At 37.3% G+C, this 20332-nt stretch carries 16 protein-coding genes; 2 read left to right on the forward strand and 14 right to left on the reverse strand.

Translation table 11 applies throughout. From position 1 onward, the window contains the following. The first annotated feature begins 8 nt into the window (after window positions 1-8). The gene (locus DNK85_RS07905) at window positions 9-1346 is read left to right on the forward strand and encodes a calcium-binding protein (RefSeq protein ID WP_119329039.1); all 1338 of its coding nucleotides are present in this window, start codon (window positions 9-11) and stop codon (window positions 1344-1346) included. 66 nt (window positions 1347-1412) lie between these two features. Here DNK85_RS07905 and DNK85_RS07910 read toward each other — a convergent pair whose 3' ends face one another. From DNK85_RS07910 to DNK85_RS07950, 10 genes are all read right to left on the reverse strand, one after another. Further along, window positions 1413-4733: a UvrD-helicase domain-containing protein gene (locus DNK85_RS07910; protein ID WP_119329040.1), complete on the reverse strand. Its 3321-nt coding sequence runs from the start codon at window positions 4731-4733 to the stop codon at window positions 1413-1415. Between the two features lie 86 nt (window positions 4734-4819). Further along, window positions 4820-4996 (reverse strand): hypothetical protein, encoded by a 177-nt coding sequence (locus tag DNK85_RS11550; RefSeq protein WP_162896608.1) that lies wholly within the window; start codon window positions 4994-4996, stop codon window positions 4820-4822. A 221-nt stretch (window positions 4997-5217) separates the two neighbouring features. Then, window positions 5218-5574 (reverse strand): (2Fe-2S) ferredoxin domain-containing protein, encoded by a 357-nt coding sequence (locus tag DNK85_RS07915; protein WP_119329041.1) that lies wholly within the window; start codon window positions 5572-5574, stop codon window positions 5218-5220. A gap of 8 nt (window positions 5575-5582) precedes the next feature. Continuing rightward, a complete protein-coding gene (locus DNK85_RS07920; protein WP_119329042.1) occupies window positions 5583-6497 on the reverse strand; it encodes a LysO family transporter in 915 nt (304 codons plus the stop codon). Then, window positions 6498-7832, reverse strand: a complete 1335-nt coding sequence (locus DNK85_RS07925) for a TldD/PmbA family protein (RefSeq protein WP_119329043.1) — start codon at window positions 7830-7832, stop codon at window positions 6498-6500. Between the two features lie 94 nt (window positions 7833-7926). Beyond that, window positions 7927-9048 (reverse strand): murein transglycosylase A, encoded by a 1122-nt coding sequence (gene mltA / locus DNK85_RS07930; protein ID WP_119329044.1) that lies wholly within the window; start codon window positions 9046-9048, stop codon window positions 7927-7929. Window positions 9049-9143: 95 nt separating this feature from the next. Then, on the reverse strand, window positions 9144-9962 hold the full coding sequence (locus tag DNK85_RS07935; RefSeq protein WP_119329045.1) for an ABC transporter permease: 819 nt from the start codon (window positions 9960-9962) through the stop codon (window positions 9144-9146). After that, window positions 9962-10879, reverse strand: coding sequence for an ABC transporter permease (locus DNK85_RS07940; RefSeq protein ID WP_119329046.1), 918 nt, complete (start codon window positions 10877-10879; stop codon window positions 9962-9964). Before DNK85_RS07940 ends, DNK85_RS07935 begins: the two co-directional genes overlap by 1 nt. Beyond that, entirely contained in the window at window positions 10876-12000 is a 1125-nt protein-coding gene (locus tag DNK85_RS07945) for an ABC transporter ATP-binding protein (RefSeq protein WP_119329047.1), read from the reverse strand. The genes DNK85_RS07940 and DNK85_RS07945 overlap by 4 nt, the downstream gene beginning before the upstream one ends. A 157-nt stretch (window positions 12001-12157) precedes the next feature. Next, window positions 12158-13036: an aldo/keto reductase gene (locus DNK85_RS07950; protein WP_119329048.1), complete on the reverse strand. Its 879-nt coding sequence runs from the start codon at window positions 13034-13036 to the stop codon at window positions 12158-12160. 216 nt (window positions 13037-13252) lie between these two features. Here DNK85_RS07950 and DNK85_RS07955 point away from each other — a divergent pair, with 216 nt between their 5' ends. Next, window positions 13253-14215: a TauD/TfdA family dioxygenase gene (locus DNK85_RS07955; protein WP_119329049.1), complete on the forward strand. Its 963-nt coding sequence runs from the start codon at window positions 13253-13255 to the stop codon at window positions 14213-14215. Here DNK85_RS07955 and DNK85_RS07960 read toward each other — a convergent pair. From DNK85_RS07960 to DNK85_RS07975, 4 genes are read right to left on the reverse strand one after another with little or no spacing between them, the layout of a single operon-like run. Continuing rightward, the gene (locus DNK85_RS07960; protein ID WP_119329050.1) at window positions 14202-16223 is read right to left on the reverse strand and encodes an alpha-glucosidase; all 2022 of its coding nucleotides are present in this window, start codon (window positions 16221-16223) and stop codon (window positions 14202-14204) included. The two genes, DNK85_RS07955 and DNK85_RS07960, sit on opposite strands and share 14 nt — an antisense overlap. A gap of 53 nt (window positions 16224-16276) precedes the next feature. After that, complete coding sequence (locus DNK85_RS07965) at window positions 16277-17749, reverse strand: MFS transporter (protein ID WP_119329051.1); 1473 nt, start codon at window positions 17747-17749, stop codon at window positions 16277-16279. A 23-nt stretch (window positions 17750-17772) separates the two neighbouring features. Further along, window positions 17773-18906 carry an FMN-dependent L-lactate dehydrogenase LldD gene (gene lldD / locus DNK85_RS07970; RefSeq protein WP_119329052.1) on the reverse strand — a complete coding sequence of 378 codons (1134 nt, stop codon included), beginning with the start codon at window positions 18904-18906 and terminating at the stop codon, window positions 17773-17775. Then, a complete protein-coding gene (locus tag DNK85_RS07975) occupies window positions 18903-20324 on the reverse strand; it encodes an FGGY-family carbohydrate kinase (RefSeq protein WP_119329053.1) in 1422 nt (473 codons plus the stop codon). The genes lldD and DNK85_RS07975 overlap by 4 nt, the downstream gene beginning before the upstream one ends. Window positions 20325-20332 lie beyond the last annotated feature (8 nt).

The raw sequence follows: 20332 nt of genomic DNA on the forward strand, positions 1-20332 counted from the left end.
TTTAGCCCGTGGGTATCTATGGTGGCGCTGATTATGATTATGTTTACGTTGAAGATGGCAATAATGTAATTAAACTCGGTCATGGTGATAATGAACTGGATACGGGTGATGGAGATAACATGATTTATGCGGGGAATGGGGATGATTCGGTGAATTTGGGAGATGGTAATAACACCGTGAAATTAGGAGCCGGTGATAATCAAATATATGCTTATAATGGTGACAATATCATTATGACAGGGGCAGGTGATGATTACATTGAATTAGGCGATGGTCATAATGTCATTCGTGCCGGACATGGTGATAATGAGATCGATGTGGGCGATGGAAATAACCAAATTTATAGCGGAAACGGTAATGATATTGTGTATGCCTATGATGGTGATAATGTGATTAAAGCTGGCCATGGTGACAATGAAGTCTATGCAGGCAACGGTAATAATGTGATTACATCAGGCAATGGTGATGACCTTATCGAGGTTCAAACTGGTCAAAATACTATCCGTTCAGGGGCTGGAGATGATGTCGTTACCATTAACAATAATGACTATGGTGAAGGTACTTATGTACTTTATCCTGGGCAAATGCCCGCTGATGGAAATAGCGTATATCCAATAGTTTATGGAAATACCATATATGCTGGAGGTGGGAGTGATATTGTCAATAGTAAAGAGGGAAGTGATATGATTTATGCCGGTGAGGGCAATGATATTATTTATGCAGGTGCTGGTGATGATACAGTTTATGCACAATGGGGAGATAACACTTTGCATGGTGATGCTGGAGACGATAGGTTATATGCAGGAAATGATGGTCAAGATCAGCTTTTTGGTGGTCAAGGTAATGATATGCTTCGTGCTAGAAATGGTGATGATTTGCTTGAAGGTCAAGAAGGAGATGATAGATTGATCGCCCATGGGGATAACAATATCCTAGTTGGTGGTGAGGGAGGTGATCAATATCAAGTAAATTTCAAGAATGCTAATAGTACGGTCATCAATAATTACGATAGTGATGGTAGTTCTGATTTTATGAAGCTCAATGGTGTAAAAACAACGGATCTAAGATTTTATCGTGAGGTAAGCAGCTTAATGATTAAGAATTTGGCAGACAAAAATAAACCCAAAGAGATCATTGTAACGGACTGGTTTGCATCTGAAGATCATCAAATTGATGAGATTGGGGTTGGTAAATTTGTACTAAGCAACAAACAGATTGATGTGATTATTCAAACACTAGCTAGTTTTAATGTCGAGAGTGGAGGAGGTGAAGATCTTTTAAACAAAGAGCAGCAAGATGAGATTAAAAACACACTGACAAATGCCTGGATGCCAAAATCTGCCTAATTATCAGGGGCTTTAGAAGATGTACGATTAAACAGTGCTTTCAGAAGTAAGGTCATATTACATCATTTATAAAGCCTGAAGATGTGGGATTAAAGGAAAATAAAGTGATAACTTAATATCATTGGAATTTAATTTAAAATAACGGGCAATAAGCTTTTGGTAATTGATAAGTTGCGTGTGATAGATATTAGTTTGTTGCGCAACAAATTCGGCTAAAGGCTCATTATTGTTCGGTGATGCAAATTTATAATCGATAATATGATATCGGTTATTATCTATAATGATGCGATCAGCAATGTGTTTTTGTGTTTTATCAAAACTTAAATTAAGCATGACTTGCTCATGCATACCGTGAGCGTTAAGAATCCAAGGGAATTGCTTAAGCGTATTGGTTACTGCCTCATTGGCCAAAGTATAGGCCTCAGCATGGTGGGGTCTAGCAATAGCATGTTGGTGCAAGCAGATAGAAAAATAATTCTGCCAATGATTGATATTATCTGAAGATGTACTCAAATAGTTAAACAATTGATGCAATGCTAAGCCGATCTGACGATCACTACTTAATACTAATTCGCTAAGATCAGGCTGATTTAAATCATCTGCTGTATCTGCTTCAAGTGCTGCTTGATAATGTTCAAAATTAGGCACAGCAGTAGTTGAGTAGTTTTGTATCTGTTTAATTATTTTATAGTATGGGTTTGGTTCTTGGTCAGCTGAAACGGGTGATATATTGGTATTGAGATCTTCATACGTAACCCAAGGAAGGTTTAATGGTGCCAAAAGTGCTAAGAAGCTATTATTAGCAGCTTTGATCTCATTACCATTTTCATTAACAGCAGTAAATAAAAGCTTTGATTTCGCGCGAGTTACAGCAACATATAAAAGCCGTTGTAACTCATATTCACCACGTTTTTTCTGCATGCTTTGGATGACTTTAAAAAGTGCTGGTGTTTCCTTTTCCCAACTGTGTTTAATGGGGCTTAGTAGTAAATGATCTTTGCCATCGCTTAGGCGTACCGTATCATGTAAAAAAAGGGGCACATCATCGGCTTTGCCGCGCTTATCAAGTTGCGGCAAAATCACAAAATCAAATTCTAAACCTTTGGATTGATGCATAGTCATAATCAGGACATTACTCTGTGATGGGCTACTGACAAACTTGCGTTTTAACCGCGCGACAAAGCGATCAAATTGTGCAATTGCTGTTTTATCTTGCGTTAAGTGGTTATGCAAAAGGTCAATAAAACTAGTAAAAAGCACACGATTTGGATAAATGCTAAAGCCATCCAGTGCTTGCCAAGTAATCCTTAAACGCCTTAGTAATGGACTGCGAACACCATTAAAAAAAGTATGATTGATCCAGCTTAAGAAATAAAATGCCTTTTGTTGGTGAGGATGCGTTTGTTGTTTCTTAAGGTAAAAAGACAATTTGGCATAAAATGAGTAAGGCTTCTCGTTTTGTTGTTCATTGAGTTGCAATTGTTCGACGTTTTGCAGTTCATTTAAAGAAAAGCCAAATAAGGGTGACTGCAATAAACTCACCCAGTAAATGGATTGTTCAGGATTGTTTAAAATCGCACAAAGGCATAGCAAATCCATCACCATTGGCTGATGATAAAAGGTTTCTATTTCATTTTCAACGATAGCAACTCCTTGAGCCTTTAATACTGGGACAAGGTGCTTTAAGTGACTGCGTGTACGCACCAAAATAGCGATTTGATGATCAGGATATTGATCAAGATATGTTTTGATGCTATCGGCAATAAATTGTGCTTCTTGTGCTAAGTTTGCAAATAATTGATAAGTAATAGCCTCTTGACTAAGCTCTTGTGATAGCGTTGTTGCAGGTGCGTAACTAATACCACCATAGTTGCGATCATCTTCTTTAGGAAAGATAGTGCAAAAGTGATTATTGACCCAATCAACAATGGATTTCTGTGAACGGAAATTACAATCAAATTGCAAAAACGTAAGTGGCACTTGATTAATGCCATGTGCTTTGACATCTAGAAATTGATTTACCTCAGCTTGGCGAAAACGATAAATAGACTGCATCGGATCTCCAACAATAAAAAGTGTTTTGCCATCATCAGCTTGCCATTCAAGGGTTAACATCTGTAATAACTTAAACTGCAAAATAGAGGTATCTTGAAACTCATCAATTAAAAGATGTTTGATCTGATGATCAAGATAAAGCATCAAATCAGTCGGCGCTTCACTACTACCAAGGGCTGAGAGAGCTTGTAAAGATACTTCATTAAAATCAAGCAAAGCGCGTGCTTTAAATACAAGCTTTAGGTACTGCACTAAACGCAATGCAATCCGCGCAATTGCACTTAATATTTGCCATTCTTGATCATCCAATAATAAGCGCTCATAAAGACGAATTTCAGCAACTAATGAGGTGATATCTAATAAACTGTTATCGCTAAAGGATTGCGTATAGTCAATAAGCCATTGCGCATAACCTTTGGCTTTAGCATCTTTAGCAGGTAAGCCTTGTCTTGCATTAAAAGTTTTACGAAAGGTATTGTCATTGGTGAAAAGTAAGTTTATTAATTTTTGCCAAAAGATGGGATTGTCTTGATCTATCAGGTTTTCTGTATTTTCGTTATTTTTATTATCACAAAATATCAGTATTTCATTTAAGATGAATTGATTTTGGTCAATATTTAATAATGTACTTAAGCGTTGTTGAAGCTCAGTAAAAAGCGCTTTAAAACCAGACTCGATAACAACTTTACCATGCGTTGTATCAGCTTGGGTTAATTCAGAGGCTAATAAAATACTAAGCCATTGTTCGCGTCTAGCGAGCATACTGCTAAGCAGGTCTTTCACACGATTAATATCATTATCAAGATGTGCTAACAGGTCATGTAAATCCTGATAAAGAGGGCTTTGTTTATGTGTGTCATTGATAAAATCATCAATGGCTTGTTCATATAATAGCTCAGGTGTATCACTAATCTCGGCATTGAACGCTTCATCGGTTTCAAAAATAAGCTGTTTAGATAAACTCTGACAAAATGCATCAATGGTCATAATGCGTAATCGTTTAGGACTCATCAATAGTTGCCATTGTTTGCGCGTGTTTTGTAGAAGTGCTTGTTGGGCAAGATGAAAGGTCAGTTTTTTGTGAGGCTCTTTTGGTTCATGTGTAGTTTGTGCTGCTAAAAGGGATTGATAAATCCGCTGCTGCATCTCATTGGCAGCTTTATTAGTAAAAGTCAATGCAATGATTTCTTCAGGAGCCTCAACGTGAGACAGTAGATTCAAATAACGCTGGGTTAAGGTTTCAGTTTTACCAGAGCCTGCAGGCGCTTGTACAATAAAAGATTTTTTGGGATTCAGTGCTTCATTGCGCGCAGCAGCATCATTAGGTGTCATAACTTAAAGAGGGTTTATTAAATAGAATAACATCCTAATCGATTCTTATATCCATCGTAAATCATTTTGCTGCGGGGGTGTACAATTTATTCATTATTATTACTGCGTTCATTTTTCAAATGGCGAATCTGCTCACTAGGGATTTGTAAAGTTTTAGCAACAACAGAAATCGGTACACCCATTTTAAGCATGGCCACAGCATCATTATAAACATGTGTCTGTAATGTGTATGCTTGTGCATTATGCATGTTTTGCATTTCCATAATACGATCTCCTTTTTTGATCATTCAAAGTATATTAGCGCAAAATTGGTGAGAAGCGAACAGTTTTAATTTAATCAAGAGATGAATTTTTTTGTTGAATAACACCTCTAAAAATTAAAACAGACGCTTAAACGTCTGTTAAAGTCAATTTTAGCGTAGTCGTAATCAATATTTTTATGGGGAAGGTGTCATTATTATCGCAGATGTTAAATGGTTAAAATCTAAATGTGATGTTTAATCTGATATTGTGTAACAATTTCACCATTGATCAGATGCGACTGAATAATTTCTTCAAGTACCTCGGGAGTGCAGGAGTGATACCATACGCCTTCAGGGTAAACAACTGCGATAGGTCCTTGTATGCACACGCGTAGACAGTTTGCTTTTGTGCGATAGATTTCTCCAGATTGTGAAAGTTTCAATTCAGATAAACGTCTCTTAAGATACTCCCAAGCAACGAGAGAGTCTTGTCTGTTACAGCATTTATCAATGCTCTGGTCACAACATAAAAAAATATGACGCTTAATATTATTTAAGCCAAGTGTTTGAACTTTTTGGGTTAATAATTCGTTTTGCATAATAATCCTTAAAATGGAATAAGATTAAACAGTGGTATAAGTATTGGTGTTGCCAGTGTCAAGATAAAACCGCTACTAATAGCAACTGGTACAGCTTGCATACCTATATGATCTTTAATAACCGGTAGACTAAAGTCCATGGCAGTGGCACCACTATAACTAATCAGTTCAGTTGGAATACGTTTTGCGAATACTGGGATTACAATAATGGCGATAATTTCACGTGAAAAATCGATAAAAAATGTCATTGTGCCAAAGTGTGCATCGATCAGTTGAGCATTTAAAATACTGGATAAACTATACCAGCCAAAGCCGCTTGTTAGCATTAGCGAGTGCGCTAGGGAGATATGAAAAAATAATCCCAAAATAGCACCAACAATAAGAGAGCTAATCATTAAGATAATGGCAATTATAATGCCTGTTTTATTTTTGAGGATCTGAGTGAGTGAATGCCCCTCTCGGCGCATTTGTATACCAATAATAAATAACGTGAGGATTAAAATGGCATCGATAATAAGCTCGATATGTAAAAGTGGTTTATTGATAAATAGTCCAAGCAAGCTACCAATGATAAGACAAAGTAGATATTTGCAGCTGGTGAGAATAGACTTAAGAGAGTTTTGTGCTTTGACCATATCGTGATGCGCTTTAATTGCGCGCTTTGGCTTTAAGCGTAAGTAGCTATACACTGCTAAAACATTGATAGCAAATAAGGCAGTGATAAAGCTTAAGGTTATGCCAAGCATTGAAAAAAGCGCACCTTGCAGCTTGTAGATAAGCTCACCAAAGTTATACCCCATAACTGCAATAATTAGGCTAATCATTGAGGAGAGCAGTTTATTCATCAGCTTATTAGATAAGAACTTCAGATCAATAAAGTAACCTAGAATTAATGCTGATAGAATAATAAGTGCTTGAATCATTTACTCACCACTAATGCTGCATTGTTTTATTAACAGTGAACCACTTTGAATACGTGAAAAAGGCTCAATATCATTACCTATAGCGATAATGCTTTGCAGCATGTCACTCAAATTACCAGCAATGGTGAAATTATCAATCGGATAGCAGATCTCACCTTTTTCAACATAATACCCCATTGCACCTTGTGAGTAATCACCTGTGGTAATATGAAAGCCTTGCCCCATGGTTTCATGCACAATTACCCCTTTATCAATTGATTTAATAAGGGTGTCATACGATTGTGTGTTGTTGCTATTAACCATTAAGTTGCTAATGCCACCTGCGTTGCCTGTGGTTTCACGTTTTAACTGACGTGCGCTATAACTATTTAGTAAATAGCGATTTAAAACACCATTTGTAATAATCGGATTTTCACCAAAATTCACCCCCTCATTGTCATAAGGTTGATTACCAAGTGCTTGTGGAATATCAGGATTCTCAATGAGGCTAATATCACGATTGATTACCGTGTGGTTGAGTTTGTCCAAAAGAAAAGTGTCCTTATGGTATTGACGTTGCCCTTTAATGGCTGACAATAATGCACCCCAAAATGAGCGTGCAATCGATGGTGAGAGTAAAATCGGTAATTGTTGACTTTGAATATGTCGAGGGTTTCTGCGATCTAGCGTGCGTTTAAGTGCAAGTTTTGCAATATGTTGAGTACTAGGAAGTGCTGTGAAATCATGTGCACTATAGTAAGCGTTATCACGTTGCATACCGTGGTTATCTTTGGCAATAAGTCCGATACCGATGCTATGGCGTGTTTCAGGATAAACGTGCAAAAAGCCATGGCTATTAGCAAAACCATGCAAAATCTCAAAGCTGTCGATATCAACGCCTTCAGAGTGATCAATGTCATTGCTCTCAAGTGCAATTGCCTCGCAGTGCTTGGCATGCTCAATCAGTTGATCGATGCTAAAGTTTGCAATGGGTTGATAAAGCATAGGCATTTCCGCTGGATTACATAGAAATCTTTTATCTATAATCCCAGCAAAATGGTCCTTCTCAGTATAGTTAGCAATGGTTTTAGCATTATCAATAATCGATAAAATACTTTTTTCACTTAAGTCAGAAGTTTCAGCATAGCCAGTTTTCCCTTGATGGTAGATCGTGACACTCAACTGTTGGGTAACATTATATTCTAAGGTTTCCGTTTGTTGATTACGAACGGCAATAACGTGGCCTTGATCATAACTACAATTAATTTCAAAAGCATCAATATTTTTCCTGTGTAGGACTTGACTGGCAAATTGCAGAATATCTTGTAAATAACGCTTTTTATCGAGAATAGACATATTTAGTTAATATTTAAATCATTGAAAGTGAATGTGTGACATTATCGGCAATTGCTAAAGATAAGGCAAATCTTGATTGGTGCTTTAAAGAGAATTATTTTTTGGTAAGATGCAGTGCGTCTGTTTTTGGAAGAAGCACAAACATCTGACCTAAATTTTTCATATGTCCTGCATAATACTCAGCCTCTTTACCACTGCCCCAAAATACATCACCACGAATCGCACCGCGAATCGCACCTCCAGTATCCTGAGCAATCATTAAGCGGTCGAGTTTATGTATTTTATTATGATCACCCTGATAGGTTGTGCTCAACCAAATCGGTGTGCCATATTGGTAGAATTTACTATCAATGGCAATTGAATAACCTGGAGTTAATGGTACACCTTGGGCACCAATCGGGTTGCCATGACTAAGTACACGGAAAAAGACAAAAGAAGGATCATAGTTTAAAACTTGATTTGCTTCTTTAGGGTGATTATATAACCATTTCTTAATTGACTGCATCGTAATATCTTCGCGAGGCATTAATTTATTCTCAAGCAAATATCGACCAATCGGACGATAAGGATGCCCATTTTGACTATCATAACCGACAAGAATACTATCACCATTGGTCAGCTCAATTCGACCAGATCCTTGGATTTGTAAAAAAGTGCGCTCAACGCGTGAACCTACCCAGGCAATCACATCTTTGCGTGTGAAAAAGTTATTTTTTGCAATTTCTTCACGGGTATAGTAGGGCATAAACTTACCATTGATCATATGTCCGTACTGCGTGCCAGATGGTGTTTTTTTCTGGATTAAATCAGATGGTGTCTTATAAATTGGGACGGGAAATTCAGCTGTGCGGTATAAACTGCCTGCTATAGCTGGGGCATAATAACCAGTAAAAAGACCTTGTGACTGATCATTATAACGCACAAGAAAAGGAGAGAAATTTTGCTCAATTATCTCACGTGCACGTCGATCAGTATGCGCTGACACGGCTAAGATATTTTGACAGCTACTTTGCCAATCTTTATTATAATTTGTGTTTTTGATAATTGCTTTGCATGAAACTCGCAGTGCTTGATAGGCTTGCATCTGGTCGCCACAATCCCAGTCTGGTAATGCTTCATAGGCAACGGGTTCAAAGCTGATACTTGTGTTTGCTGATAAACACAGTGGCAATAATGAGGTCAATGTGCTTAAGCAAAGCAAGTATTTTTTTTGCATAAAAAAATGTATAAATTTGGTATTTATATTTTAAGATGCTGCCATTTTCGCGATCTATTGCCAGATGTCAAGTGTATTTTTTGTGATCACTATACTTATTTTTGCTTTTGCTTCTTACGTTTGCTTTCCATCTTAAATGCAATATATGCTCCAACGACAACGCACGTTGAGATAATGGCAATCATCAATGTCGCTAGAGCATTAATCTCAGGTGTAGGTCCATTTTTCACGGTTGAATAAATATACATCGGTAAGGTAGGGTCACTGCTACCTGCCACGAATTCGGTAATGACTAAATCATCAATCGATAGGGTAAATGCCAACAAAAATGAAGCAATGAGCGAGGGGATAATTTGTGGCAAAGTGATCTGGAAGAAAATTTTAGCAGGTTTGGCGCCCAAATCCATTGCTGCTTCTTCAATGGAGCGATCAGCACTGGCAATACGTGCTTGCATAACAATCGTGACATAGGCAGTACAAAAGGTAATATGCGCGATAATAATCGTCATCATGCCGCGCCCGTGCGGCCAACCGATGAGGTTTTGTAAAGAGGTAAACATCAACAAAAGTGACACCCCAAGGACGATATCTGGCAACACCAGAGGAGTGATGACCATACCATAGAGAAAGCTTTTACTTCTGAAATAACTAAAACGTGTCATGATATAAGCAACCATAGTACCCAGTACCGTGGCACATAGTGAAGCGATAAGGGCGACTTGTAAGCTGATTAAAGCAGCACTGATAATATCACTATCTTGAAAAAGTTCTTTATACCAATCTAGGGTAAACCCACCCCATAGATTAATGATTTGTGAATTACTAAATGAAAAGAGAATTAAAATCACTAAAGGGATATATAAAAATATGAGTCCGATAATAAGCATTATTTTGCTGTAAGAGAAAATACGCATTATAAACTCCCTGATGCTTTTGCTTGACGTTGTTGGATTTTTTGCATCCAAATTACAGGGATCACGAGAATAATCAACAAGATAACCGACATCGCTGCTGACATTCCCCAATTATTGGCAGTAAAAAATTGCTCCCAAATAACACTTCCGATCATAACACTATTTAACCCACCCATGATTTGGGGCACGACCACTTCACCAACCGCAGGAATAAATACTAACAAGCTCCCTGCGATAAGTCCTGGCATAGACAGTGGTAAGGTGACTTTAAAAAACGTTGTAATTGGGGTGGCACCTAAATCAGCGGCGGCATCGTTTAAAATGGGATCAAGTTTAATCAATGTTGCATAAAGTGGTAACACCAAAAAAGGTAGATAACAATATACCATGCCTAGATACATTGAGAAATTATTGTATAACAGTGCCATGCTTGGGAAGCCTAATTTCATCAAAAAGACATTTAACTGATGATTACCCAATAGGGTGACCCATGCATAAGTGCGTAATAAGAATGATGTCCAGTAAGGAATAATAATCATAATAAGGAAAATTAGCTGGACATTTTTGCGCTTGATACGAGATAGCGCCAATGCCATTGGGTAACCAATTAAAATACATAAAATAGTTGTAAAAAAAGCAACACTCACCGAGTCAAACAGGGCAATAAACACCAAGTTAGAGCTTAGTGTTTGCATGTAGTTAGCTAAGTGTAAAATGATATGTAATGTATGATCAGTGTATTGCAGAATTGCCGTGAAGGGGGGCGTGCCATTGGCAGGTAAAGTGAAGCTTATTGTTAGAACAAACAAAAAAGGAATAAGTAAAAACACCATAAACCACAGCATGGGCACCAAGATAACAAAGCGATTTTGCCATTTGTGGACCAGGTTTGGATCAAGGTTATGAAACCACTTCATGAGTATAGCACCATAATATTTTCAGGCTCCCACGTCAGATAAATCGTATCTTCCCAGGTTGGGTGATCGGCATTACGCTCAACGTTAAAATCTGTTGCCGTGATGCGTTTACCACTGGCACTTTCAACGTGATAAGTTGATAAACCACCCATATAGGCAATATCTTTAACTTTACCAACAATCGTGTTTACTGGTTGACTGGGATTATAATCTTCAGGTGGTGTTTTAGATATAGATATTTTCTCAGGCCTTAATCCAACCCATATTTGTTGTGCTTCTACGCCATCAATGCGGCGGTCTAGTTTGAATGAACACTTGGTTTCATCGGAATCAATCACACTGGAGCCATCATTAATTTCACTAATAGCACCTTCAAAAATGGCACTTTTACCAATAAAGTTAGCCACAAAGCGCGTTTTTGGAAACTCATAGACTTCTTGAGGGGGGCTGACTTGTTCCAACCAGCCTTCCGACATAATGCCAATACGAGATGCCATCGTCATTGCTTCTTCTTGGTCGTGCGTGACCATGATAAAGGTGCTACCGGTTTGCTCTTGAATATCCACCAGTTCAAATTTCATTTGATCACGTAAGTTTTTATCCAGTGCTGATAAGGGCTCATCTAATAGGATAAGTTTAGGTCGTTTTGCTAAGCAACGTGCTAAAGCTGCACGTTGGCGCTGGCCTCCTGATAGCTGATGGGGTTTACGTTTCGCCAAATGCTCCATTTTAATAATTTTAAGCGCAGATGCAGTACGTTTAATAATTTCATCTTTGGGGAGGTTGTCTTGTTTTAGACCAAACATGATATTTTGTTCAATGGTCATGTGTGGAAAAAGCGCATAAGATTGAAACATCATATTAATTGGGCGATTATACGGTGGGATATTAGTCATATCCACACCATCAATTAGTATTTTGCCATCAGTGGGTTGTTCAAATCCAGCTAAGAGCCTAAGTAACGTACTTTTGCCACTGCCTGAGCTACCAAGAAGTGCGAAAAATTCTTTTGGATAAATATCTAAAGAAATACCATCAACGGCAGTATGACCATCATCAAAACGTTTGACTAAATTACGAATGCTGATGAGTGGTTTCTTGTTATTATTTGTTCTCTCCATTGGGCATAAATCCCCCATCTGTTAGTAGCGTTAAAAAAAATCAGGCTATAGGATAAAGGGGTTTTTATAAAATAGAAAGCAGATTTCAAGATAAATAGAGCTTGCCTTTAAGTGCAATCAATATCTTGAATTAATTCACTAGATGCGTAATTACTGACTATGGTACTTCGCAGCCATTAGCAATTTCTAAAATGGCAAACCAATCTTCAAGAGAAAGCTTAATGTCTTTTGCTTTTAATGCATTCTCAAAACGCTTTTGGTTTTGTGTGCCAAGCACAGGCATAACTTTTGCCGGATGCCTTAGAATCCACGCCAGTGCAATTTGATCAATGCTATCAGCATTATACTTTGGCAATAATGATTGAAGCTTTTGTACCATTTTTTTCTGAGTTTCCAGCTTTGGTGAGAAAAGTGCTCCACCTGCTAACGGTGACCATGCCATTGGGCGCAGACGATACTGTTGTAATTGATCTAAGGTGCCATCATACATTGGGCTTGTGTGCAAAAGTGAATACTCAATCTGGTTCGTAATGAGCTCAATTCTACTATTGAGTAAATCAAACTGCGATGATGTGAAGTTTGATACACCAAATGCTTTTACTTTTCCCGCATGCTTAAGTTCAGCGAAGCTATCAGCAATTTCATTCACATCCATAATTGGGCTTGGCCTGTGTACTAAGAGGACATCCAGTACATCAATGTTGAGATTTTTCAGTGTATTTTCAACGGAAGTTTTAATACTCTTCGCTGATAGGTCATAATGTTTTGTTACAACGTTTGGTGTTGCCGCACAGTGAAGTTTAATACCGCACTTGCTAACAATTGTCATTTTATCACGTAATGATGGTTTGGCTTTAAGCAGTTGACCAAAGATTGCCTCACAGCGATATTCACCATAGATATCAGCATGATCCATAACAGTTACATTATGATCAAGTGCACTTAGGACTAGTGACTCAAGCGCATTTTGGCTTAATTTAGCATCATCTAAGCGCCAAAAACCCAAAGCAAATTCATTTAATAGTTTTACCGACATAAATACTCCCTCCTTTTAACATAGAAATTTAGTATGGACTCACCTGTGCTAAACACTACAAAATATTTACGATAAGTACAATAACAAAGCAGTCTAAACTATTTTTTGCAAAAATTAATAAATTTTTTTGCATATGCTATATATGTTTTTGCACAAAAAGAAATTAAGATAATTTTGATACGCAAAATTTATGATAAAAATTGATGTGGAGGATTCATGGAAATTAAAAATACACCAATAAAAGAGCAGAAAAAATATGAAAGATCAGTTTTCCCTTATGTAATCAATGGAGAAAATCAGCAAGATAAATCTGAATTTTTAATATGGGTTCAGCAAAATAAAGATAAGCTTAAAGCAACTTTACACCAAAATGATGCTATTTTATTTAGAAATTGTCCAATTCAGTCTGCTGAAGACTTTGAAAATATGCTCGATGCCGCTGAATTTGAAAATATGGATTATATCGGTGGTGCTGCGCCTAGAACACAAGTAACCAAATCACGCATCTTAACTTCAAATGAGTCTCCTGCTTCTGAATCTATTCCCTTTCATCATGAAATGTCTCAAGTGCCAAACCCACCAAATTATATTTTCTTTTGCTGTGGAATCAGTGCTGAAAAAGGTGGTGCAACTCCTATTATCCGCTCTAAGAGAGTTTATGATCAATTTCAAAGTATTGATGCTGATTTTGCTAATAAAGTTGAAAAAAGTGGTGTGCGTTACATTCGCGTTATGCCAGAGACAACAGATGCTGACTCTGCTATTGGTCGTTCATGGAAAGAAACATTCCAGTGTACAACTAAAGAGGAAGCTGAGAAAAAAATGCAATCACTTGGCATGGAGTATCAGTGGCAAGAGGATCAAAGTGTTAAAACAACCACTGCTGTATTACCTGCTATTCGTCACTATCAAGATCAGAAAATGTTTTTTAATTCTATTTATGCAGCCTATCATGGCTGGAATGACGCCAGAAATGAAGGACATAAGGCAGTGATACTTGCTGATGGCTCTTATATCGATGATAAGGTCATGAATATGTTAACTGAAAGAATGAAAGAAGATACTGTACGCTTTGACTGGCAAAAAGGGGATGTGTTATGGATTAACAATAATACCGTTTTGCACTCAAGAGAACCTTATCAAGGTGCTAGAAAGGTCTATGCATCTATTGCTCAGTAAATTTATTTGAAATTTCCTCAAATAATGGAGCATGCTCAGCCTCTTTACGGTAAAAGACTGGTGGTCTACCTAAAGGAGCATCAACGGTAACATAACCGCCAGTGAATTCTTCTTTTGAATAGGCATGTATCCACTTATCTTCAGGTAAATAGACTTCCCATGTCTTTTGATGTTCTTTGTATACGGGTGCGACAAGGATATCCTTTCCAAGTAAATATTGATATTGAATATCATAGCAGACTTCATCATTTTCATAATGCATAAAAAGCGGTCTTTGCACAGGTATACCTTTTGCAGCATTTTCCTTAACAAGTGATTTAATATAAGGCTTTAAGTGCACATAAGTATTGACCATTTTGGCTAAGTGTTTTAATACATTTTCATCTTGGTCGAACTGGAAGTTATCCTGTGGGCGATTTCCTTCATGTGTGCGCATAACTGGAGTAAAGGCTGCCATTTCTGACCAACGCATAAAAAGTTCTTTATTACGTTTTAAACCATGCAGTGTGGTATATCCTCCAATATCACTGTGGTGGAGCCCCATTCCCGATAAACCAGATGATAATGCTGCTGGAATAACCGATGCTAAACCATCATGCATACTAAAATCTACACATTGATCTCCTGCCCATAACAGGCGATTATAAGGCTGAAAGCCATTAAAACCTGCACGCATAAAATACATGATTTCCTCAGATTGCCCTGATTCTTCAACTGCTTCAAAGTTTGCTTTTGCCCAAAGGCGTGGCCAGTCATTATGCATAATCTTTGCACTTTTATTATTATAAAGTTTACAATCAACCGGTAAATACTCACCAAAGTCTGCCATCCAGCCTGATAAACCAAAGTCAATCATCTCTTTTCGAATGACACGATCTTTATACCATGAAAAAGCCTCAGGATTGGTAAAATCAATGACACCACAGTAAAATTCCCCAAAGTCGATAACATATTCGCTGCCATTATCTTTTGTCGCAAAATAACCTTTACTGAAAGCTTCATTATATAATGCATGTCCTTGAATAAGGTAAGGGTTAATGTAGCCTAGAAAACGAATACCTTCTTTCTTAAGCTCATGTATTTTCTTGTCCAAATCTGGATAAAGCGCCTTATCCCATTGCCAGTTCCAGTTAAGGCGTTTGCCAAAGCTTGTACGCCTTTCTCCTTGCCAATCCTGAGCCCAAATTCCAGAGACTTTTACCCCTGCATTAAGTGCCTTTTTTGCTTTATTAATGACAATTTCAGTTCCATCTTGAATACCGAGGATAATGCCATTGTACACCCACTCTGGCAGTGGTTTTTGGCGCCCAAAAAAGCCACTTAACTTTTCAACGAGTTCTGCATAACTCCTGGCTTGTTCAAATATCAAGGCTTCGGGTACTTCCCAGCATTGCAGTTCATGAAAATCATGATGTCTAAAATCAAAATCCATATATGCAGTACTTTGCATGTGACAATAATACTTCTTTGTTGAAATAAAAGTCGATTGTGGATAGTTTGTATTATAATAATCGCCTCCAGCTTTATCTTTAACATCTGCCTGCCACGTAACATAGCTGGATTTATCCCTTCCAACACCAGGCTCAGAAGTCCACAGTGGGAAGTGTTTACCACGCAAATTAAAATACGATAGTTGCTCACCACAGCCGTATACCTTTTCTTTTTGGCTAGCATGAATACGAATCCAAAAACGATTCATTATTTTATTAGAGCAACTAAAATTAACATATAATCGATCGTCTTTTTCCTGCACCTCAAGTTTTACAGATGCCTGATCATGAGAGAAGTTAATCTTAATATGATTCTTTGAGGTTTTTATAATGCTATATTTTCTAAGTGCAAAGCGCTCAATCAGATAATCAGAAATATCAAAATTTCCACGATACATATCCATGTTATCTTCACCAACACCCAAGAATATTAATGGCGAGTTTTCTGTATGCTGAAGTAGCTCCTGCCCATTATATTGTAATGTAAAGCCTTTTTTATGTTCATTAATTGCAATCATTTTATCTCCTATAAAGCTAAACTGGGTATTAAATAGCGCATTTTTGTTGATGGCTAATTAAATAGCTGTTCATATTTTTTACCTGTTAGTTTCTCACAGATCATTTGCGTTTCAGGGTGCACATGCTCCTTTTTTCCACCACTTTTCAACCGTGAAATCTCTGCTTTAATAATTTCAAAGTTTTTTGGATTCACTTTAAAACGCATTGAAAAGTAAAAGCCAACTGTGATTAACAAGATAGGTAGGAGGATAAAAATTAATTTTAAATCTATTAATGTAGTAACTGACTGTGTACTAAGGGAAGCATTATAACCAATAATAGTTAATAAAAGACCTATTCCTGGTAATACAATAAGTCCCTGAGATAGCTTTCTTGCTGATGACATGGCGCCTGCATATACACCTGTTCTTCTTTTCTTTGTCATCAAACAATCTACCTCGGTAACAAAGCTTATCATTGCCATTGGAATCATATAGCAAGGAGACAAACCAACACCGATAAGTGCAAAGTGAATTGCAACATTTAATGCTGATGTATTATGTGGTGTTAGGGTAAATAATAAAAGCATTGCTAATGCCCAAATCGTTGCACCAATACGATATGCAGTTGCCTTTGAGTATTTATTTGCAAGGTAAGTGTAAAATGGCAATACACATACCTGTGCAATCCACATTGCACTCATATAGCTCAAAAGATCCGGGCGTTTCAAATAGTCATTGATGTAATAGGCGCCAAGTCCCATCAAAATATCAAGTGCAGCGAAGGCAAAGAGAAAAAGCCCAAGTTGAGCTCTGAATGATTTATTCATAAACGCTGTACCAATATCTCTAAACATATCACCTAATACTTTGCTAACAGAAGCTTTTTGCAGGGGCTTTTCCTGGGGCACGAGAATTTCAAAGGTTCCAAAAAATACCACAACCCAAATAACGGTATATAACACGGAAAAGCATATGGCCATGATTAAATAAGCCTTATTGCTATAGGAAAAGGCAACGAGCAATATTGGTGCAACTATCGTTGCTAAAATAGAGGAAAACTGGGAAAAACCCATGCGAAATGCTGAGAGTTTTACCCTTGATTTATACTCGTGACTCATATCCGCAACAAGTGCGGAATAGGGGATAATAACCATTGAGTAGGCAAGATCAAAAATAATATACATTCCAAAGTAATAGACAAAAGCATGCCACTGCTCAACACCATTTACTCCTACTTTCATTGGCACAAGCCAAAGAGGGATAAAGGTTATAAGAATAGGAATAAGCCCGACTAAGAAATATATGCGTCGCCGACCAAATCGTGAACGTGTCCTATCGGATATTATCCCAAATATCGGATCTGTCAGTGACATCCAAAAGCGTCCAATACCAAATAAAGCACCTGCTAAAAAAGGTGATAGTCCTACATTATTTGTTAAAAATATTAAAAAGAATGTTCCAATAATGGTAAAGGCACCACCGCCATAAATATCACCTATTCCATATGAAATATAATTTCTTAATTTTAGTTTTTGCGCCTCCACTAAATACTCCCATCCAAAAACTTTTAGTACATTAAGATGTCTTGGCTAATTGATCTTACCTTGCTAACACCTGTTAAAGTCATGGCAACAGACATTTCTTTTTTATACAGTTCTAATAGATTTTCAACACCTTCTTGACCAGCTGCAGCTAAGGCGAAAACAGCAGATCGACCTAACAGCACTCCTTTTGCCCCTAATGCTAACATTTTAACAACATCAAGTCCCGATCGGATACCTGAGTCAACTAAAACAGTAAGACGATCATCTACAGCTTTTACAATTTCAGGTAAAACCTTTACTGTTGATGAAACACTATCTAGTTGTCGGCCTCCATGATTGGATACAACAATACCATCAGCACCAAATTTAACAGCATCTTTAGCATCATCAGGGTCTAAAATTCCCTTCAAAATCAATGAGCCATCCCAGGCCTCTCTCACCCATTCTAACTCTTTCCAGCCAATTGAGGGATCAAAGTTTTTACCTAACCACCCAATATAGTCTTCTAAACCAACGCTTTTTCCTAAATACGTGGAAATATTACCTAAATCATGTGGTCTCCCTTTGATTCCAACATCAAAACTCCACTTTGGTTTCATACATGCTTGTAAGATACGACGTGTTTTAGAAAATGGTCCAGACATACCAGAATGTGGATCACGATAACGCGCTCCTGGAGTTGGCATATCAACCGTGAAAACTAAGTTTTTTATACCTAGATTCTTAGCGCGTTGTAGCATATCTTTCATAAACTCACGGTCTTTTAATACATAAAGCTGGAACCATTGTGGAGATTTTAAGCTTTTTGCGACCTCTTCAATTGAGCATACTGATACTGTTGATTGAATAAACTTAATGCCTTTATTTTCAGCTGCTTTTGCCATTTGCACTTCACCGCGGCAAGCGTACATACCAGTTATTCCTACAGGTGCAAATATTACGGGTAAAGCTAATTTCTCACCAAATAATTCAGTACTTAAATCCAAATTTTCAATATTTTTCAATATCCGTTGTTTTAATTCAATCTCTCTAATATCAGATACATTTTTTTGTAATGTGTATTCAGCATATGCACCTCCATCTATATAATCAAAAATAAACCTTGGTAAGCTACGCTTGGCCTTATCACGATAATCCCCTGGGGAAGAAATAATCATATAACTCTCCTATTACTTATACGATGCGACTCTTCATGCGTTTTTTGTTCCCATTTTTTTGCATAATCTACCAAGTGATTTAATTGTGTCGGATGACAATCTATCTCATCACGCGAATAAACTTCTGTATATTTTTTTGATAAACATAGGCTCGCTGCTCCTATAATTGCACCAGTTATTCCATTACAAATTTTTACTTTTTGATGACTGCGCAATTGAGCAAATACTCTGCATAGCAAAATATTATTAACAAAAGCGCCAGAGATCACCACCTCTTCAGATTTATTATCTAATAAATCCAATTCATAACTCATCAGCAAGGCAACATATAATACAGCTAAAGCAGCTCCATTTTTAGGATTTCCAATAATTTTACCTTTTATTTGAGCAAAAGGCCCACTATTGCTAAAGCTAGGCGTAGCAAATACTTCATCATTAATCACTTGCTGCAGATCAGATTCAGAAACATTCGTATCAACATCTAATTTAAACTGCTGGCAAATACTCGCGTACTCTCTGCCTCCCATGAAGCGCGCACATGCAATGGGCTGGCCATAAATATTAATATTTAATAGCATATCCATGTCCTGGCTCTGTAAGAGCCTATTTAATGGTGTGCTAGGTGAAAAACTAATCGTCCAGGTACCTGTTGAAATAATTGTTTTATATGCTTGGCTTGAACCATCTAAATAGCGGAGATAACTTGCATTACTGTCATGCAAACCAGAATAAATCAAACAGTCTTTTTGAACTCCAGTTTGATTTGCAAACTTATTAGATACTACACCAATAGGTTTATCTGCAGAACATAATGCTGGAAATTTATTTTGCCACTTTTGATTTAAAACTAAAGAAGAAAAAGAGCTCTCTTTGACATTCCATAAATCAGAATGACAGCCCAAGGAAGTAATTTCAGTTACCATTTTACCTGACATTCGCCATGCCCAGTATTGAGGATATAGCAAGATAGCATCTGCTTTTAAAAACTCATTTGGGTAACATTTTGACAACCAATAGATTTGTCGGCCTAAGTTTAAACCAGCTGGTAATAGTGGAGAAAAAGTTTCCTCAAACTTTGGTCTAAGTTTCAAGTAGTCCGTCGTTTTTTCAACACCATTCCACTCATAGTCAATAACTGGTAATAGTAAGCCAGAGTCGTTGTTTGACGATGCTTTTACGAGTGCAGCAGTCGCCCCATGTGTAGCAATATTAATTGCAGAAATGGCATATTGATCGCTAATTTCAGTTAACTGAGCAATAAACCAATTCCATATCCCATCTATATCAACATGTGGATATGGTGCAGACATCACCGTTATATTATTACATTGAGCGCTGACAAGTGTTTCATATCGTTCATTTAATACAGCAAGTTTAATATGCGTTTTACCAATATCAAGAATTGCACAGTTTTGCATTCATCTGT

This window comes from Cysteiniphilum halobium, assembly GCF_003574425.1.
Classification (GTDB): Bacteria; Pseudomonadota; Gammaproteobacteria; order Francisellales; family Francisellaceae; genus Caedibacter; species Caedibacter halobius.